Below are 19,104 nucleotides of genomic sequence, written 5' to 3' on the forward strand. Positions count from 1 at the left end.
CCTCAGGCCGCGCAGGCGGAGTTCAGCTTCGACACGGTCGCGGTGGCCTGGTCGGTGTACGTGTCCGCCTCTTCCGGCGTGCTGATCCCCGACAGCTCCTCGTAGAGGGAGACGACCGCGGTCTGGGCCTCCTTGGCCTTCGCGTCGACGTCGAGCGCCTTGATCTTCTGCGCGCTGTCGCTGTAGAGCTGCTTCATCGCCTCCAGGTCCCCGGCCCGCTTCTGGAGCTCGGTCACCGTGCTCCCCATGAGGGCCTGCATCTCCTTGCACCCCTTGGTGTCGGCCACGGCGGCGGTCTCGCTGCCGCCCGAGCCGCAGGACGCCGTCCCCAGGGTCAGGAGGGTGAGAGCGGAGATGCTCAGGGCGATCTTGTACCAGGACATGTTGTTTCCTTCGTGAGGTGGAATGTCGGGTTCAACCCGGTCGAGCGGTACGTGCGATGAGTGCCGGAGACGTCGCCACTGCGACCGCCTGCCTGATCTCGCCGGGCCCCGGCGGAGCAGTCTGCCGATCTCCCATTGACGGCACATTGACGGAGCCGCCGGTCATCGGCACACCGTCTGTCCATCAACCATCAAGATCGTGTCTGCAGGATCCAAGGGTTGACTTCGACCTGGAGATTCTTGATGAAGTGGAACAAGTTCACGATCGGCGCCGGCGCGCTGCTCCTCGCCACCGTGCTGTCCGCCTGCGGCGGCACGGACGAGCCGGCGGTGGCCAAAGAGACCGCCCCCGCACAGGAACCCGCGGGAAAGTTCATCGCCGAGTACGGCAAGGCCGACACCGAAGCCGCCACCGAGGGACTGGAGCTGCTGAAGCCGGGCAAGGTGCTCGAAGGCTTCGCCACCACCCTCAACGGGATGCTCAAACTGCCGCACGACGTCACCCTGGCCGGTGAGCAGTGCGACCAGGTGAACGCCTACTACAGCCCGGACGAGAAGAAGATCACGATGTGCTACGAGCTCGTGGCCGACGGCTTCACCCGGTACCGCGACAAGGCCGAGTCCGAGGAGGAGAACGACGAGCACGGCCGGGCCAACCTCATCGACACGCTCTACCACGAACTCGGCCACGCCGTGATCGACATCTACGACCTCCCCGCCCTCGGCAAGGAGGACGACGCGGCCGACCAGTTGTCCGCGTTCATCATGGCCCAGGGCGACGGCGACGACTCCGCGAGCGTCCAGACGATCAACTACTACTTCGCGTCGGCCGGCGACCAGGACCGGGCCGCGCTGCCGTTCTATGACGAGCACTCGATGGACGAGCAGCGGGCGTACAACTACATGTGCTGGATCTACGGCTCCGACCCCAAGGGTTACGCCGACTGGGTCGGCGAGAACGGGTTGCCGGAGGAGAGGGCCGCGAGGTGCCCGACCGAGTACGAGAAGCTGTCCAACTCCTGGTCGAAGCTGCTGGAGCCGCACGTCAAGGACTGAGGGCAAGCTGCGGGACACCGGCCCGCACGCCTTCGATGACGGCCTGCCGTACGACGGGCTGGTTGAACCGCAGCGGGGACTCGTCGCTCAGGATTCCCATGCCGACCAGCGCCGACAGGGCGGCGGCCGCCTGGCCGTCGGGCAGACCGGCCAGGTCGGCCACCGCATGGAACTCGGCCGCGTGGTCGAGCGTCGCGACCGCCCTGGCCAGCGCGGTCGCCCCGGGACCGGCGTGGCGCAGTTGGCCGGCCACCCACCGCTCGATGGAGGTGGACCGCTTGCCCGCACCCCGCGCCTTCATGTGCTCGGTGAGCAGAAGCGTGTTGCCGCCCGTCTCACGCAGGCACGAGGCGATGAACGCGGGCTCCGGTTCCGCGCCGAACAGCTCGGTGGCGAGGGCCGTCGCCGCCTCGCCGGGCAGGCCACCCAGGCGTACGAGGCCGAAGATCGAGCAGAGCGACTCGAGCAGCTGATCGTCGCCGGCGGGGACGCCGGTCGCCCTGGTCGCGGTGACCAGGAGGGGGACGTGCTCGACCCGCCTGGCCAGGTAGGCCAGCCAGCGCAACGAGCCGAGGTCGCACCACTGCAGGTCATCGATGGCGATCAGCAGCGGCACGCGCTCCGCGAGCCGTACGGCGAGCCGGTAGAGCGCGTGCAGCGTGTCGGGACCACCCGACGAGGGCCGGTTGTGCCAGACGATGTCGGCCGCGGGCTCGACCGTCCCGCCGAGCAGGTGCCGCCGCTCCTGCGCCGGCAGGCAGTACAGGATCGGCTCGAAGATCTGCCGGGCCACGCCGTACTCGTACTCGCGCTCAAGCGGGTGCGCCTGCGCCCAGGCCGTCTGGAATCCGCGCATGTCGGCCAGCGCCTCCACCCCTCTCAGCAGCTGGGTCTTGCCGGCGCCCGGGACGCCGTCGAAGAGCAGGCTGCCGCCGGTGCCGGACTCGGCGGCGGCCATGGCCGCTCCGGCGGAGGCGAGCTGATCGTCGCGGCCGAGGCAGCGCAGGCGGACGACCGGCTTCTTGACCGCCACCGGCGCCGGCGGCAGGTCGAGCTCGGAGGTCTGCGCGAGGATGTCCGCTTCTAGCTTGCGCAGCTCAGGACCCGGGTCGACACCCAGCTCATCGGCCAGATAGCGACGCGCCTCACTCAGCGCGGCGAGGGCGTCGCCCTGCCGGGACGAGCGGTACAGGCCCAGGGCGAGCAGCCGCCAGCCCTCCTCCCGGGTGGGCTGGGCGCGCGCGTGCGCTTCCAGCTCGGGTACGGCCTCGGCGTGCCGGCCCAGGGCGAGCAGGGTGTCGAGTCTGTGTTCCGTCGCCCCGAGACGGAGTTCCTGCAGCCTGCTCACCTCTCCCCGCGCCCACAGGGTGTGCGCGAACTCGGCGTAGGCCGGACCACGCCACAGGCCGAACGCCTCGTCGATCAGACCGAGGGCGGTACGCGGATCGGCGGCCGCCCTCGCCTGCCGCAGCAGCCGCTCGAACATGGCCGAGTCGAGTGCGGCCTCGTCCACACGCAGCACGTAACCGCGCGGCTCGGTGATCAGCACGGCCGGCCGGCCGGGTTCCCGGGCGGGCGGCTCGACCACACGGCGCAGCCGGCAGATGAACGTCCGCAGCGAGGACAGCGCCTGCGGTGGCGGGCAGCCCTCCCAAAGATCGTCTATCAGCTGGTCGACGGGAATGACCCTCCCGGGCGACAGCAGGAGCCGGGCGAGAACCGCCCTGTTGCGTGGCGTCCCCACATCCAGGCGATCATCCTCCCGCCACGCCTCAACAGTTCCGAGCACGCCGAAACGCATCGGCCTCATCGTTGACCCCCAACGGTTCTGATCTGGACGGAGGCCATGGTGGGGGAGGCCGGTAGACGTTTCATAGACGAAGAGTCGACGTCGTCAGGCCGGTGGGTCCTCGGTGGCGGGCATCGTGAAGAACCGCAGGAACACCGGCCGCGCCCCGGGTGAGGCGTCCTCCGGCGCGCGGCCGTACCTGGACAGCAGCTGCATGTACGCCTCGAAGAACTCGTCGAGCTCCTCCGGGTTCAGATGTGTGAGCCCGCGGGAGGCCCTCGCCCACTCCCCGTACCGCCGATGGTCGCGGAAGAAGCGCCGCGCGAGTTCCACCTCCTCCTCGACCTTGAACTCGGTGATGTCGTCGAGGACCTGCTGTGACTCCTCGTCCAGCTCGGCCGCCGAGGGCCAGCGCAGGTCGCGGCTGATCTGCCGCCACCAGCGTTCCCTGCCGGTCGACCGCTCGGGGATCTCTTCGATGAACCCGTTGTGCTCCAGCTGGCGCAGGTGGTAGCTGAGCGTCCCGGTGTTCTCGCCGAGCGCCCTGCTGAGCGTGGTGGACGTGGCGGGGCCGTTGATGCCGAGGTGCTGCAGGATGCGCTGTCGCAGCGGATGGCCGAGCGCCTTGAGCGCACCTGGGTCGCTGAGCTGCCGGATCGGCGGTCTGTTCGCCACGCCGCGAGCTTACAACCTCTCGCCCGCACATTGCAGAATTTTCGCTGCAGCATTTCTTCTGCAATACTCCACGGCAATCTGACACAGGAGTGGACAAGGATGACTACAGCAGGACGGCGCTCACCCGCCGCCGGACTCATGGCCCTGTGCGTGCTCCTGCTGATCGCCGTCGGCGCGATCTGGGACACCACCCCGACCTCGGTGAGCCCCGCCGGCGCCCCCGGACGGGAGTTCAGCGCGCAGCGGGCCTTCGCCCAGATCGAGCGTTTCGCCGTCAAACCCCATCCCGTCGGTACGGCGGAGCACGCCCGCGTCCGCGACTACCTGGTCGGCGAGCTACGGCGGCTGGGCCTGCGGCCGGAGGTGCACGAGGCGGTGGGCGTCTCACCGATGGACGAAAAGGGCGACCCCGTCACCGCCGGGCGCGTCTTCAACATCGTCGCCGTGATCCCCGGGACCGCCCCCACCGGCCGCGTCCTCGTCACCGCCCACTACGACTCGGTCCCCGAGGGACCGGGCGCCAACGACGACGGAGCCGGCACGGCGACCGCCATCGAAACGGCCAGGGCACTGACAGCGGACGGCACCCGGTTCCGCAACGACGTCGTGTTTCTCATCACCGACGCCGAAGAGGCCGGGCTCCTGGGGTCGGAGGCGTTCGTCAAGGACCACCCCCTCGCGCGAGGCAGGAACGTCGTGCTCAACAACGAGGCGCGCGGGGCCAAGGGGCCGGTGCTGATGTTCCGGAGCACGGAGCCGAACTCCGGCCTGATCTCCACGTTCGGCTCGGCGGCGCCCATGCCCGTCGCCGACTCCGTCTACGCCGAGCTCATGAAACTGCTCAACAACGACACCGACTTCACCGCCTTCAAACCCGGCGGGATGGCCGTGCTGGACTCCGCCTACGCCAACGACGGCACCCTGTACCACAGCGTTCTCGACGACCCCGCGCATGTCGATCTGGCGACGTTGCAGCAGATGGGCGACAACACGCTGGCCCTCGTCCGCTCCTTCGGCGGCGCCGACCTGGCACGGCTGAGCACCGGGGACGACCTGGTCTACTTCAACGTCCCGCCCGGCCTGCTGGTCCGCTATCCGGCCTGGGCGGCCACCCTGCTGGGCGCCGTCGCGCTGCTCGCCGTACTGGCGCTGATCTTCCTGGCCCGCCGCCGGGGTGTTGTCACGTCGCGGCGCACGCTCATCGCCACCGCGCTCGCCCTGGTCCCGATCGGAGCCGCGGTGGCCGTCGGCGCCTTCTTCTGGGACCTGCTCAAGATGGTCCGGCCCGGACTCAGCGGAACGGCCACCACGACGCCGTACCGGCCGGAGCTGTTGTGGCTCGCCGGGCTGATGCTCGCGGGGACGATCCTGGTCACCTGGTACGCGCTGCTGCGCCGCCGCGTCGGCCCGGCCGAACTGGCGCTGGGCATGCTGACCTGGACGGCCCTGATCGCCGCCGTCCTCGGCGTCGTGTCGCCCGGCGCGTCGCACCTCGCCGCCTGGCCCGCCTTGGGCGCGGCGCTGGGCGGGCTGGCCGTACTCCGCTGCCCGCCGCGGTGGCGCGTCCTCGTCCTCGCCGCCGCTCTCGTGCCGGGCGCCCTGATCCTGCTGCCCAGCGCGTGGAACACACTGCCGATGGGCCTGCGGTACGCGGGCTTCGCGCCCATGCCCCTGATGATCCTCTTCGGCGGCCTCCTGCTGCCGCTGATCGAGATGGTCTGGCCGCGGCGGCGTACCCCGCTGATCCCACTGACGGTGCTGGTCGCCTCCCTCGCCCTGGTGGCGGCGGGCCTGCTGGCCGAGCCGATCGACAAGGAACATCCGCGGCGCACCAGCCTGGCGTACGGCCTCGACGCGGACACCGGCAAGGCCGTCTGGCTGACCTCCAAGGCGCCCGACCCATGGGCCCGCCGGTACGGCGGCGCCCCCGCGACCGCCCATCCACTGGCGGAAGTGTGGGCAGGCGGCTCCGAACTCCTCAGCCCCGCGAAGCCGGCCCCGCTGCCGGCGCCCACGCTGCGGGTGCTCGCAGACACCACCCGGCAGGGCCTGCGAACCCTGCGCGTCCGGATCCACTCGGCACGCGGAGCGACCATGGTCGGCCTGCGCGTGGACGGCGCCACCACGACCGTGACCTCGCTGACCGTCGAGGGCCGCGCCGTCACACCCGATCCGGTGGGGTTCGTCTTCGAGGCCGCCGGGCCGGAGGGAGTCGAGGCGTCGCTGACGGTCAAGGCCACGGCCGGCAAGATCCGCCTGCTGGTCACCGACGTCAGCCGGAACCCCGGTGAGATGCGGGCGCTTCCCGGCTTCATCCCGCCGCCGGATTGGCTGTTCCTCGGCGACACCAGGATCTCCGTCACCAAGTCCTACCCCGTGTGACGGGTTCGTCGATCCCCGGCGTCAGCGGTTGTGTCAGGGCGGCGACGGCCCGGTATCAGAGCGGTCGGCGAAGGTTGGCGACATGAACAGGCCGGGTTCACCGGCCTCGACCTCGAAGGAGCACACACCATGTCCATCACCTTCTCCGACCAGGACAAGCACACCCTCCGTCTCGCCGCGTGGGGCGCCGTCTCGCTGATGTCGGCCGCGGGCGCCGCGGGCTCCGCCCACAAGGTCGGCACCCACGGCTCGCTCGCCCTGACCTCGGCGACCGGCCCGGTCGGGCACGTGCTCACCAAGGCGCCCAAGGGTGTGAAGTACGGCAAGACCGTCGCCGAACTCGCCGACCAGGTGCTTCCCGCCCTGACGGCGGCCATGAACCTGCTCAGGGAGCAGGCCCCGGCCGAGGCCGGCAACTTCCGCACCACCGTTCTCGTCGCCATCGAGGCCGGCGCCCACAGCGGGGAGGGCGAGCCCAGCCCCACCCTCGCCGACATGGCCCGCAAGATCACCGAAGCCCTTGACGCCGCCTGATCGGATGCTACGGAACCTCCTGGCCGGGCAGCTTCGGGAACTTCTGCCGCTCCGTCGGGCGGGCCGTCCATCGCATGATGGGGCTCACCCGGCGGCACGGTTGATCAGGCGCTTGCCCAGCCGTTGCGCCGGTTTCTCCACCCATCGCCAGGTCAGCGCGCACAGGCCGAGCAGCGCCGCGCACACCGCCACCAGCAAGGTCAGACGCACCACCAACGGTACGGCCGGCGGATCCGGCAGGAAGAACTCCACGCTCTCCAGCAGCAGCGGGTGCAGCAGGTAGATCGAGTAGGACACCAGGCCCAGCCAGGTCAGCCACGACGGCATCGTGCGGTGACGCAGTGCCAGCCCGGCGGCGAACGTCAGCCAGGCCGCCACGATCGCCACCTGCAGCCCGGTCTCGGCCCGCGCCGGCCACAACCCGGCCAGCGGTATCAGCGCCACCCAGGCGATGTGCCGGTGAGAGAGCCGGCCCGCCTCGACGCGATACAGCGCGGTGCCGGCGAACATGGTCGCCAGGATGAACAACCCCTGCCACGGCCCTGGGTAGCTCTGGTTGACCGCCAGCAGCAGGAGGATCGTGCCCGCGATGGCCACGGCGCCCACCTGTCGTACCCACCTGCCGCCGTACAGCACCGCGGCCAGCCCGGCGGCCAGGACGGCGGTCACCACCACCACGACCGTGAGCATGCGGCCCGCCCCACCGGCCGACAGCAGCGTCACGGGCAGCAGCCCGGCGCCCAGCACCGCGACCGCGGCGAACGCGAGCGCCGTCACGGTGCTGTGCCGGTGCACACCCAGGGTGAACATCGCGGTCAGCAGGAGGTAGAAGGCCATCTCGAAGGAGAGCGTCCACAGGACGTTGGCCAGGTTCGGCACGTACATGAGGTTCTGCAGCATGCCGGCGTGCGCCAGGGCCATCGCCACCGGCCGGCTGCCCCACCAGGTGTGCAGGCTGTCCCAGCCGAGTGCGGCCAGCAGTGCCATGCCTGCCACGCACACGGTGAACAGCGGCCACAACCGGAAGAACCGCGAGATCCAGAAGGCCCGCAGGCTGCCCCGGCGCTCCAGCGATGCCGGGACGACGTAGCCGCTGACCAGGAAGAACACCAGCACGCCGTACCAGCCGGGATCGAAGACGGCCTTGATCGGCAGCCGCGCCTCCGGCCACAGCGGCTCGAGCGCGTGCTCGAACACCACGACCATCGCGGCCAGCCCCCGCAGCGCGTCCAGCCAAGCCAGGCGCCTGGTATTCGGCAACGCCGGGTCAGCGGTGGTCAGGGGGGCAGAAAGCATCCGATCATCGTAATAAGGAACATCGGTTACGACCCATTGATTGGTCGTGATGCCTTGAGCCGGTCGATGGCCCTGGCCGTCTGATGGTCGGCCGGGAGGAAGACGATGACCTGCTGGGACTCCGCGGGCAGTTCGAGTGTCTCGCGGTGCAGCCGAAGCCGGTGTCCGGCCGGGTGGTTGAGATTCGGACGGGCGGCGTGTTCCGGCAGGTCGGGCAGCGCGAACTCGGCTAACGCCTTGCGGTCGCGGTCTCATCGCGAAAGGTGACGGTGGGCATGCGTCAGAGGTATCACCGCCGACCGACAGGATCGGTGAGCCAGCCAGAGCACGAGGGCGGCATATCCGCAGATGACCGCCAGCCCCGCCCAGGGCGGAAGCGGGTAGTACCCGCCGAGCAGCGACGGGTCCACATCGATGTGCGCGAACACAGGGACGCTCTGCGTGATCGCGAACCCGGCGGCAGGAGTGATCATCAGCAGCCACGGCGCCAGCCCCGCGCTCGCCAGAAGATAGGGCGCCACCACCAGTCCGACGGTCAGTCCGACGGCGACGATGCCCCGCCTGACCAGGGCGGCGAGGCCGAGGGCCAGCACCGCGGCCGCCGCGGCCAGCGCCGCGTAGCCGACGATCACCTGGAGTCCGGTGGCCAGGGTGATCGGCTGAACCGGGTTCTGATTGGCCCGCATCAGCGCCAGCCCGCCGGGCACCACGGCGCCCGAGGTCACCAGCCCGGTCACGAACGCCACCGCGCCCATCACCACGGCCTTGGCACGCGGATCGCCCCGGTCCGCGGTGAAGAACGTGACCGCCACCACGATCACCAGGACCAGCCCGGCGACCCCGCCCAGCAACGTGAGATCGGCGCGCAGGCCGCCGGTCATGACGACCGGCCCGATGTCACCACCCCCGCTCACGATGATCTTGCCGCCCGACTCTACGGCCTGCCCCGGGTGATGCGGGGTGCCGTCGGGCTTCATGGTGAGGCCGACGTCATCGTGGCGCCACGAACCGTTCACGCCCCGTAGCGCGATCCGGTCGAAGGTGGCGGTGGCCTGGGCGAAGCGGCCGGTCATGTCCGTCAGCGCGCTGGGCGAGGCGGCGAACAGCCCGATCTCGACCGTCCTCGGCAGCCCTGCCAGCGTGACCGTGCCGACCTCGGTCCACGTCCTGCCATCGCCGGACTCGTGGCCCGTGATGGTGTCGCCCGCCCTGCTCAGCCGCAGCCAGCGCGGTCCGTTGACGGGGCCGCCCGCCACGTCGTGGGTGAAGTTGTGCTGCATCCGCACGCCGTGCCTTCCGGTGATCATGACCGCGGCGTACGGCGTGCCCTGCTTGAGGGTCGGCCGGATGAGGAGTCCGGCTTTCGCCCACGGCACCACCGCCCCTTCCTTGACGTTGCGCACCCCGGGTACGGCGTCCGGCAGCCGGATCTGGCCGGTCAGGTCCGATACGCGGGCGGTGATGCCGCCGTCTCCCTGGAGTGGCTGGTGGACGAAGTAGTACTTGTCCGCCACCGCCGTACCATCTGGTCCCAGCAAAGGCGCGGGGCAGGGGCCCTCGCCTTTTCCGGTCACGCAGGTGGTGCGGGCGCTCCCGGCGACCAGGAGTCCGAGCGACACGGTGACCAGTACCGAGGCCACCATGCCGAGCACCCAGCCGCGTCCGGTCCTGAACCTGGTCCACTCCGCGCTCAGCGTCGTTCTGTCCATGGCGCCGTTTGTACGCCGCAGGGGATGACACCGGCCCAACGCCGCCTGTTATGCCGCTGTCATGTGGAATGCGGCATTCTGGGCAGGGTGAAGAGCACGCCGGTGGCCGGCCTGCGAAGACGGCCCGCCATCCGCATGCGCATGGCGCTGTCGTACTGGGGGCTGTTCGTCGCCTCCGGCGCCGTCCTGCTGATCCTGACGGTCGGCCTGTGGCAGGGCGAGACCACGACCACCGTCCACGTCCCCGGCACACAGGCCGTCACCACCCACAGCTCCGACCTCGGCAAGCTGCTCACCCTGGCCGGCGTCGCCCTGGCCGTCATGGCGGTGGTCTCGCTGCTGTTCGGCTGGCTGGTGGCGGGACGGTTCCTGGCGCCCATCCGCGCCATCACCACCGCCGCGCGCCGCATCTCCGCCACCAACCTGCACGAACGCCTCAGCCTCCAGGGCCCGGACGACGACCTGAAGGAACTGGCCGACACGATCGACGAACTGCTGGCCAGGCTGGAGCGGTCGTTCGAGTCCGAGCGCCGCTTCGCCGCCAGCGCCTCCCACGAACTGCGCACCCCGATGACCACCATGCGGGTATGGCTGGACGTGGCCATGGCCAAACCCGGCCCGCTGCCCCCGCAACTCGTCAGCCTCGGCGACCGGATCCGCAACGAGCTCGACCACGTCGACGCGCTCCTGGAAAGCCTCCTCATCCTCGCCCGCACCCAGCAGGGCCCCTCCGACGACCGGTCCCGCGTCGCCCTGAGCGCCCTCACGGCGGCCGCCCTCCAGCGGCACGCCGGCACCATCGCCGCCCTGCCGCTCCACGTCGAGCACCGCCCCTGCCCGCAGGCCTGGGTCACCGGCAGCGAAACCCTGCTCACCCGCATGATCGGGAACGTCGTGGACAACGCGGTCCGGCACAACCGGCAGGGCGGCTGGATCCGCGTCAGCGCCGAGACCGGCCCCAAGCAGGCCCGCCTCGTCGTCGAGAACACCGGAACCGTCCTCACCCCGGAAGACCTCGACCGGCTGACCGAGCCCTTCCGCCGCCCGGACGCCGAGCGGACCGGCACCGGCCTCGGATTGTCCATCGTCAAGGCGATCGCCGAGGCGCACAACGGCGCCCTCAGCCTGTACGCCCGCCCCGAAGGCGGCCTGCGCCTGGTCATCACCCTGCCCAAGGACCACGCATGAGAATCCTGGTCGTCGAGGACTCCAGGGCGCTGGCCGACGGCATCGCCGAAGGGCTCCGTGACCAGGGCATGGCCGTGGACATCGCCTACGACGGGCGGGAGGCGGCCGCCAAGCTCGACCTCAACCCTTACCAGGTCGTCGTCCTCGACCGCGACCTGCCCGGCCTGCACGGTGACACGCTGTGCCGGATGATCGCCGACGGCGGCCAGCCCGCCATGGTGCTCATGCTGACCGCCGCCGGCGCCCCCGGCGACCGGGTCAGCGGCCTCAGCCTGGGAGCCGACGACTACCTGCCCAAGCCGTTCCACTTCCCCGAACTCGTGCTCAGGATCCGTGCCCTGGCCCGCCGCCAGCCCGCCCCCCGCTCCCGGACGTACCGCGCGGCGGGCATCGAGCTCGACACCCTGCGGCACACCGCCACCCGCGACGGCCGCCCGCTCAACCTGTCGGCCAGGGAGTTCGCCGTGCTGGAGGCGCTCATGCGCGCGCACCCGGCCGTCCTGTCCGCCGAGGACCTCCTCGAACAGGCATGGGACGAGCACGCCGACCCCTTCTCCAACGTCGTCCCCGTCACGGTCGGCAGGCTCCGCCGCAAACTCGGCGAACCTCCGGTCATCGGCACCGTCCCCGGCGTCGGCTACCGCGTCACCGACGGCTACCCGACCGCGTAGGCGCGGTGGATGGTCTGGGTGACGGTGTTGCCCGCGGAGTCGGCTGAGGTCGCGCGCAGGGACACGAAGCCCGCCGTACGCGGGTTGGGCACCCGCGCGCTCCAGCCCGGACCCTCGGCCTTGACGGGGATGTCACGCCACGTCGCCCCGTCGTCGGCGGACATCGACAGGCGGATCGACTTCACCTTCGCCGCGGGCGCCCCGGGGTTGCGCTCGATCCAGAGGGGCAGCCGGGTGGACGATCCGGGCTTGGCGCGGTTGTACGCGTCCAGCCCCCGCGGCGCGTACCGGATCGCGGTCAGCGCGAGCGGCTGCCGCGCCGCGGTGCTCGCCGACCGGAACGTCCACGCCGACTCGACCTTCGTGGAGAGCGTGGAGTACGGCACCGCCCGCCCGCCCGTCGCGGTGAGCGTGTAGGTGGCGGCGCCCGGCGGGAGGGTGGCGGTCAGCCGGCAGGACGCCGGATCCCACGGATACGGCTGGCACGCGGCGTAGTCGATCGTGGAGATGACCCGGTCGCCCTCGGCGAGTGTGACGGTTCCGGTGGCCGCGCCGTCCATGCCGAACCGGCCGGGCACCCCGTCGGAGTACAGCCGGGCGGCGTCGAAGGTCAGGGTGTCCTTCTCCCGCCAGGCTCCCGGGGTGGCGAAGGACGGCCCGCTCACCGCGACGTTCCAGGTTTCTTCGGCCTGGCCGTTGTGGACTGGCTTGACGCCCTCCGTGACCACGGACTCTCCGGCCTGCAGCGCGGCGGACCATTTGTAGCCCTGAGTCCGGTACTGCAGGAGCGTGCCCGGCAGGGCCACGTTCTCGGTGGGCGTCAGCCATCCGTCCGCGATGACGCCGTTGCTGTTCGCCGCGTAGTAAGTGCCGGTCGCGGCCACTCCGGCACCGCGGAAGGTCGTGCGTACCTTGTCGAGGTCCTTGGTCCTGGCGGTGTGGGCGGGGTCCTCGGGGATGCCGCCGTGGCGTTCGTCGACCAGGTCGTACCGGACCGGGCCGGGCGCGTGGAGGTGCGTCCTGGCGATGTACGTCAACCCGGGCTGCCTGGAGGCGAGCACGAGGGTCTTCAGGTTCGGCCCGGCGGCGAACCAGCTCAACCACCACGAGCCGTGTTTCACCGAGACCTCGATCAACCCGCTGGGGACGGCGGCGGGGTCGTCCACGGCGAACGTGACCGGTTTGGCCTTGCGCGTGTCCAGCACCACCTCCATGTCGCGGCCGCCGACCTTCACCGGCAGGTGCGTGGTCGTGATGGTGTGCGGCTCCTCGTAGACGTCGACGTACAGGTTCCACTCGCCCGCGGGGAGCCGGTAGGTGCCCGGCCCGTCGACCTGGGACAGCGGGTGGCGCTCGCCCGCGTCGTTGTAGAACTCTCCCAGCGCGCTGACCGGCCGGCCGTCGGTCCCGAGCGCGCGCACCGTCACGTCGTAGGACTCCGGCTCCACGTACGCGGTCGCGATGGTACGCACCCGGAGGTCACCAGAACCGGCGGTGACGGTGCCCGGATAGTCGCCGGGCGCCTTGCCGGTCGCGTCGATCGTCACGGTGACCGACGCCGTGCCCTTGGCGGGCACCTCGACCCGTCGCGCCGAGGTGCTCAGCACCTCGCCCTCCGTGGTGAGATCCAGCGTGACCGGGGCGTCGCCGGTGTTGGTGTAGGTGAGCTCCCTGGTCGTCCTGCGTTCATCGGAGTCCCAGCGGAAGGCCGCGCCGAGGTTCGCGGGACCGGCGTGGACCTGGGCGCCGAGCGCGCGGACCAGGTCCACGCGTCCCGCGCCCTGGTCGAAGTGCGTGGCGCCGGGCTGCGGGGCGGCGCTGCCGATGAGCGCGGCCTTGAGCTGTTCGCCGGTCCAGTCCGGATGCCGCTGGGCGAGGATCGCCGCCGCGCCCGCCACGTGCGGCGCCGACATGGAGGTGCCCGAGTAGGCGACGTAGGGGCCGTCGGCCGTGCCCCGCGCGGCGGCCGCCGTGATGTCGACGCCAGGAGCGGTCACATCGGGTTTGATCGCGTGATCGCCCGTCCTCGGGCCGCGGCTGGAGAAGCCGGCCATCCGGTCGGACTTGTCCACCGCGCCGACCGTCAGCGCCGCGTCGGCGCTGCCCGGACTGCTGATGGAAACCGGTCCTTCGTTGCCGGCGGAGATGACGAACAACGCTCCCGTACGCGCGGACAGCGTGTTGACCGCCTGCTCCACCGGGTCGATGCCCAGGTGGTCCACGCCGCCGACACTGAGGTTGATGATCTTCGCCTTGACCTCGGTCGCGGCCCATTCCATGCCCGCCAGCAGCGCCGAGTCGGTGATCCACTCCGATCCGACCTTGCCCACCGCGATCTTCGCGCCCGGTGCGACGCCCCGGTACTTCGCACCGGCCCCCGCCACTGTGGAGGCGACGTGGGTGCCGTGACCGACGCGGTCGGTGACGTCCGGATCGTCGGAGAAGTTACGCGACTGCGTGACCACCTCCTTGAGATCGGGGTGCGTGGCGTCGTAGCCGGAGTCCAGCACGGCCACCGTGACACCGGCTCCGGTCAGCCCCTGCTGCCAGGCCTGCGGTGCCCCGATCTGCTTGACGCTCTGGTCGAGGGTGAAGCGGCGCTTGCCGTCGAGCCAGATCTTCGACCTGGCCGCGGCCAGGGTTCGCGCGTTGCCGGCCAGGCCCTGCCAGGTCTGGCCCGCCCTGGCCTTGGGGACGCTCATGCCGGCCAGCTCCGGCCCGGCCAGTGGCTTGGCCGCGCCGAGCGCCGTCGCCGCCTTCCCCGCGGGCGACTGGATGATCAGCGGGATCTCGGGCTTGTCGGCGTCGCCGTACCTCCAGGTGAGCAGCTGCGTGACGTCGAACAGCCGCGCGTCCAGCAGGCCTTCGGCCAGGAGCCGTTTGGCGTCCCATGGGATGACGTGGAGGTGTCCTTGGCGGCGCTGGACGTCGAAGCGGACGTTCCTGCCCGGCCCCGGCTCGACCCGGTGGCCGTTCGCCGTGAGGATCACCCGGTCGCCGGTCAGCAGGGTCACCGCGCCGGTGACGCCGGACGCCGCCGGGTCGGCGCGGGCGGCGCCGACGACGCCGCCCGCGAGGAGGGATCCGGCCACGATCGTGGCGAGGGTTCCCAGGACTAATCTCATGAACGCTCCTGTCGCCGTTGTGTCGTCAACAGGCTCTTGCCGCCGGAGGGCCCAAAGGTTCATTGCTGCCGCGCCCGCGCTTCCTGACCCAATCCATGACTTTTCCTCGCTTATCGCGGAGAAAGAGCCGGGTACATCAGCCTGGCGGCGTGTGCCGTACCGGATCGACGGGGGTGTGGCTGTGAGAGTTGTCGTGGACCTCACGCGCTGTCAGGGGTACGGGCAGTGCGCGTTCATGGCCCCGGCCGTGTTCACGATGCACGGCCAGGAGGCGCTCATGTACGACCCCGACCCCGAGGCCGCCCAGCGGGAACGGGTGCTTCAGGCCGCCGCGGCCTGTCCGGTGCAGGCCATCCACATCGACAGGATGGCCACCCAGCACCGGACGAAGGAACCGGAACCGAGCTACGCCACCTCGCACGGCGACGACGCGTTCAAGCGCGACGGCCACATCGTCATCGTCGGCGCCTCCCTGGCCGGTGGCAGGGCCGCGGGCGTCCTGCGCCGGGACGGCTTCAAGGGCAGGCTGACGCTGATCGGCGACGAGCGGTACGAGCCGTACGACCGGCCGCCGCTGTCCAAACAGGTGCTGACCGGCACGATCACGGTCGAGCACACCGCGCTGCCGCACCTGCGCGAGATCGAGGTCGAGTTTCTCTCCGGCACCCCCGCGACCGGCCTGGACCTGGCCGCCAAGCAGGTACGGCTGGCCGACGGCAGGCAGATCGGCTTCGACAAGGTGCTGATCGCCACCGGCGTGCGGGCCAGGCCGTGGCCGAACGAGCAGGAGGCCGCCCTCGACGGGGTGCACGTGCTGCGCACGCTGGACGACGCGCACCGGATCAGGGAACGGCTGGCCGCGGGCGTCCGGCGGGTGCTGATCATCGGGGCCGGGTTCACCGGATCGGAGGTCGCCTCCGTCTGCCGCGACCTCGACGTGGCGGTGACCGTCGTGGAGGCGGGCCCCGCGCCGCTCGCCGGCGCGCTCGGCAAGGTGATCGGCGACGTCGCCGCCCGCATCCAGCGCGACGCCGGCGTGGACCTGCGCTGCGGGGTCAAGGTCGAGGCGCTGGAAGGCGACGCCGACGGCCGGGTGCGCGGGGCCAGGCTGTCGGACGGCACCACGGTCGAGGCCGACATGGCGGTGGTCGCGCTCGGCGCGGTCCGCAACATCGAATGGCTGGCCGGTTCGGGCCTGGCGGCCGGACCCTGGGGAGTGGCCACCGACGCCGGCTGCCGTGCCGTCGACATCAACGGCCTGGTCACCGATGACGTGTTCGTCGCCGGTGACGTGGCCCGCTTCCCGCACCCGGTGTACCACTACCAGTTCATGTCGCTCGAACACTGGGGCAACGCCGTGGCCCAGGCCGAGATCGCCGCCCACAACATGCTCAGCGACCAGGCGCATCGCTGGCCGCACCTGTCGCTGCCGGTCTTCTGGTCCAACCAGTTCGGCGTCAACATCAAGTCCGTCGGCGTGCCGACCATCGCCGACGAGGTCGTGATCGCGCAGGGCTCCGTGGAGGAACGCCGTTTCGTCGCCGTGTACGGCTACCGCGGCAGGATCACCGCCGCCGTCACCTTCGACCAGGCGATGTGGCTGGACTTCTACCGCGACCTCATCCAGCGGGCGGCGCCGTTCCCGCCCGGCTTCCAGATGGTCGGCAGGCCCGACGAGCTGCGGGCCGTACCGGCTGAGGGGCCGCCGCGACTGGCGCCCGCCGAGGGCGCGACCGTGGTCGTGACCGGCCACGACCCGGCCGAGCGGCGCGTCACGCTCGTCCGGCACCAGTAACGACGACCAGACGGGGGCACATCCGTGGAGCCGGCACGCATCTACGACGAGATTCACGAGTTCGCCAACAGGGCGGACCCGTACACGCTGTACGCCGAGCTCCGCCGGACACCCGTGGTGCGGCTGGAGGACGGCGCCTACGTCGTCAACACCTACGAGCACATCGTCGCGCTGCTGCACGACCCGCGGGTCAGCTCCGACGCCCGGAACCTGGCCCACCCGCCGGCCGGCGAACCGCTGCCGCCCTCCTTCATCCGCGTCGACCCGCCCGAGCACGACCGGCTCAGGGGGCTGACGATGCGCCACTTCGGGCCGCCGCACTCCCCGCTCGTAGTCGAGAGCATGCGCGGGGAACTGCACGAGCTCGTCAAGGACCTGATCGACGGCATCGCGGACCGGAACCAGGCCGACATCGTCGACGACGTCGCCTACCCGTTCCCCGTCACGGTCATCTGCCGCCTGCTCGGCGTCCCGCGCGAGGACGAGTCCCGCTTCCACGTCTGGGCGGACGAGATCGTCGAGACCCTCGGCCCCGGCGAGGGCACCGTGGAGGAGCGGACCAGGCGCCGCCAGTCCGCCGGGCTCGCGCTGGCCGGCTACCTGGGCGAGCTCGCCCAGTCGCGCCGCGAGAATCCGCGCCACGACCTGCTGTCCGGGCTGGTCACCTACCACGGTCCCGAGGGCTCGATGTCGGAGACCGAGGTGATGACGACCGCGGTGCTGCTGCTGATCGCCGGGCACGAGACGACGGTCAACCTGATCACCAACGGCATGCTGACCCTGCTGCGCAACCCCGGCCTGCTCGAACGGCTCCGCGACGAGCCCGACCTGGTCATCGGTGCCGTCGAGGAACTGCTGCGCTTCGAGCCGCCCGTGCACTTCCTGCCCCAGCGCGTCGCCCTCGACGACATCACGGTGGCGGACGTCACCATCCCCAAGGGGTCGAGCATCATCCTGGCCCTCGCCTCGGGCAGCCGCGACCCCGCGCACGTGCACGACCCCGACCGCTTCGACCCGGACCGCCCCTACATCCAGCACCTCGGCTTCGGCGGCGGCATCCACAACTGCTTCGGCGCCCCGCTGGCCCGCCTGGAGGCCCAGATCGCGCTCCGCCAGCTCGCCAAGCGCCTGGTGAACCCCCGCCTGGTGACCGACCCGCCGCCGTACCGCCCCAGCTCGACCCTGCGGGGGCCGCGTCACCTGGTCATCTCCTACGACGAGGTCCTGCCGTACGAGGGGGACTGACTATTCCGTGCTCGAAGGTGCGGCTGACCGCCTGGATCAGCCGCACGATCACGACGAGCGTGTCCTCAGGACGGGCGCGGGGCGCGGCGGTCCTGGCGCCGGGCCAGTTCTTCCTCGTCCACGAGGGTGAGCATCGGCTTACCGGGCTCGCACAACATCGTCACGGTGAACCGCACCCGGACGTCGTCGCGGTTGTTGCCGTCCTGGTAGTGGATGACGTCGCCGCCCGGCTCCCAGAACGCCTCCCCGGCACGCACCACCCGCTCCGGCTCACCCTCGATCTCCAGCAGCATCTCGCCCTCCAGCACCAGGCCGAACGCGGGCCCCGAGTGCCGGTGCGGCGGTGTCCCCGGATCGCCGGGCGGGTACTCGATCACCACCGTCATCGCGTGCGCGCCCGGCGGGATGAACGGCGGCTTCGCCTCCTGCAGCATGGTCAGGGCCGACTGCCAGGCGGTCGATCTCGGCGTGGATTCCAACGTGATCACCTTTCCTGCGGCTACCTGCCGGTGGCGAGCCAATCGCGGTACGTGACCGTGCCCAGCGTGGCCCCGTCGCCCGGCACCAGCGTCCGCTCGCCGGGCACGCTGCCGAAGTAGCGCGCCAGCGGGTCGGTGACCACCTCGCGGGGGTCGCCCCAGGCGGCCAGCGCCTGACGGAAGAACTCGTCCATCTGGTACTGCGTGGGCCCGGCGACCTCGGTACGGCCGTTCAGCGGCGTGCCCACCGCGGCCCTGCCCACCGCCTGCGCCACCTCGTCACCCGCGATGGGCTGGAATCTCACCGGCGCGATCCGCACCTTGCCGTCCTCGGTGGCGGTGTCGGCGATGTTGCGCACGAACTCGAAGAACTGTGTCGCGTGCACCAGCGAGAACGGAATCCCCGACTTCTCGATCAGCTTCTCCTGGGCGATCTTCGCGGCGAAGTAGCCGTTCTCCGGCATCCGCTCCGTGCCCACGACCGAGACCGCGACATGGTGGCCGACACCGGCCGCCGCCTCCGCCGCCAGCAGGTTCCGCGTGGACGTCTCGAAGAACTCCATCACCTTGGCGGGCTCGAAGGACGGCGAGTTCGACACGTCGACCACCACCTGCGCGCCCGCCAGCACCTCGGCCAGCCCTTCCCCGGTGAGCGTGTTGACGCCGGTGTTGGGCGAGGCAGCCACCGCCTCGTGACCGTGCTCTCCCAGCTTGGTCACGACCTTAGAGCCGATCAGTCCGGTACCGCCGATGACCACGACCTTCATCACAAACCCC

Annotated in this window: 15 protein-coding genes; 7 read left to right on the forward strand and 8 right to left on the reverse strand. The window is 71.0% G+C overall.

Annotated elements, in window-relative coordinates:
* Nucleotides 1–2: 2 nt before the first annotated feature.
* Entirely contained in the window at nt 3–383 is a 381-nt protein-coding gene (locus ACFWY5_RS28580; RefSeq protein ID WP_379635494.1) for a hypothetical protein, read from the reverse strand.
* Between the two features lie 243 nt (nt 384–626).
* Between ACFWY5_RS28580 and ACFWY5_RS28585 the strand changes: the two genes are divergently transcribed.
* Nucleotides 627–1,439, forward strand: coding sequence for a DUF4344 domain-containing metallopeptidase (locus ACFWY5_RS28585; RefSeq protein WP_379635496.1), 813 nt, complete (start codon nt 627–629; stop codon nt 1,437–1,439).
* Here ACFWY5_RS28585 and ACFWY5_RS28590 read toward each other — a convergent pair.
* Nucleotides 1,429–3,240 (reverse strand): BTAD domain-containing putative transcriptional regulator, encoded by a 1,812-nt coding sequence (locus ACFWY5_RS28590; RefSeq protein ID WP_379635498.1) that lies wholly within the window; start codon nt 3,238–3,240, stop codon nt 1,429–1,431. The two genes, ACFWY5_RS28585 and ACFWY5_RS28590, sit on opposite strands and share 11 nt — an antisense overlap.
* Before the next feature lie 93 nt (nt 3,241–3,333).
* Nucleotides 3,334–3,903: an ArsR/SmtB family transcription factor gene (locus ACFWY5_RS28595; protein WP_379635500.1), complete on the reverse strand. Its 570-nt coding sequence runs from the start codon at nt 3,901–3,903 to the stop codon at nt 3,334–3,336.
* Nucleotides 3,904–4,002: 99 nt separating this feature from the next.
* On the opposite strand from ACFWY5_RS28595, the gene ACFWY5_RS28600 reads away from it, so the two are divergent.
* Complete coding sequence (locus tag ACFWY5_RS28600; RefSeq protein WP_379635502.1) at nt 4,003–6,285, forward strand: M20/M25/M40 family metallo-hydrolase; 2,283 nt, start codon at nt 4,003–4,005, stop codon at nt 6,283–6,285.
* 129 nt (nt 6,286–6,414) lie between these two features.
* Nucleotides 6,415–6,819: a hypothetical protein gene (locus tag ACFWY5_RS28605; RefSeq protein WP_379619088.1), complete on the forward strand. Its 405-nt coding sequence runs from the start codon at nt 6,415–6,417 to the stop codon at nt 6,817–6,819.
* A gap of 84 nt (nt 6,820–6,903) precedes the next feature.
* On the opposite strand, the gene ACFWY5_RS28610 is transcribed toward ACFWY5_RS28605, so the two are convergent.
* Nucleotides 6,904–8,115 (reverse strand): acyltransferase family protein, encoded by a 1,212-nt coding sequence (locus ACFWY5_RS28610; RefSeq protein ID WP_379635503.1) that lies wholly within the window; start codon nt 8,113–8,115, stop codon nt 6,904–6,906.
* A 251-nt stretch (nt 8,116–8,366) separates the two neighbouring features.
* Entirely contained in the window at nt 8,367–9,824 is a 1,458-nt protein-coding gene (locus tag ACFWY5_RS28615; protein WP_379635505.1) for a hypothetical protein, read from the reverse strand.
* 87 nt (nt 9,825–9,911) lie between these two features.
* Between ACFWY5_RS28615 and ACFWY5_RS28620 the strand changes: the two genes are divergently transcribed.
* A complete protein-coding gene (locus ACFWY5_RS28620; RefSeq protein WP_379635507.1) occupies nt 9,912–11,012 on the forward strand; it encodes a sensor histidine kinase in 1,101 nt (366 codons plus the stop codon).
* Nucleotides 11,009–11,683 carry a response regulator transcription factor gene (locus ACFWY5_RS28625; RefSeq protein WP_379635509.1) on the forward strand — a complete coding sequence of 225 codons (675 nt, stop codon included), beginning with the start codon at nt 11,009–11,011 and terminating at the stop codon, nt 11,681–11,683. The genes ACFWY5_RS28620 and ACFWY5_RS28625 overlap by 4 nt, the downstream gene beginning before the upstream one ends.
* Here ACFWY5_RS28625 and ACFWY5_RS28630 read toward each other — a convergent pair.
* Nucleotides 11,668–14,808, reverse strand: coding sequence for a S8 family serine peptidase (locus ACFWY5_RS28630; protein WP_379635511.1), 3,141 nt, complete (start codon nt 14,806–14,808; stop codon nt 11,668–11,670). The genes ACFWY5_RS28625 and ACFWY5_RS28630 overlap by 16 nt on opposite strands.
* A 181-nt stretch (nt 14,809–14,989) precedes the next feature.
* Between ACFWY5_RS28630 and ACFWY5_RS28635 the strand changes: the two genes are divergently transcribed.
* Nucleotides 14,990–16,603 (forward strand): FAD-dependent oxidoreductase, encoded by a 1,614-nt coding sequence (locus ACFWY5_RS28635; protein WP_379635513.1) that lies wholly within the window; start codon nt 14,990–14,992, stop codon nt 16,601–16,603.
* Nucleotides 16,604–16,627: 24 nt separating this feature from the next.
* Nucleotides 16,628–17,848: a cytochrome P450 gene (locus tag ACFWY5_RS28640; protein WP_379635515.1), complete on the forward strand. Its 1,221-nt coding sequence runs from the start codon at nt 16,628–16,630 to the stop codon at nt 17,846–17,848.
* Nucleotides 17,849–17,913: 65 nt separating this feature from the next.
* Here the strand turns inward: ACFWY5_RS28640 and ACFWY5_RS28645 are convergent, their stop codons facing one another.
* A complete protein-coding gene (locus ACFWY5_RS28645) occupies nt 17,914–18,336 on the reverse strand; it encodes a cupin domain-containing protein (RefSeq protein WP_379635517.1) in 423 nt (140 codons plus the stop codon).
* Nucleotides 18,337–18,347: 11 nt separating this feature from the next.
* Complete coding sequence (locus tag ACFWY5_RS28650) at nt 18,348–19,094, reverse strand: SDR family oxidoreductase (protein ID WP_379635519.1); 747 nt, start codon at nt 19,092–19,094, stop codon at nt 18,348–18,350.
* Between the last annotated feature and the right edge of the window lie 10 nt (nt 19,095–19,104).

This window comes from Nonomuraea sp. NPDC059007 (genome assembly GCF_042740555.1).
Lineage (GTDB): Bacteria > Actinomycetota > Actinomycetes > Streptosporangiales > Streptosporangiaceae > Nonomuraea.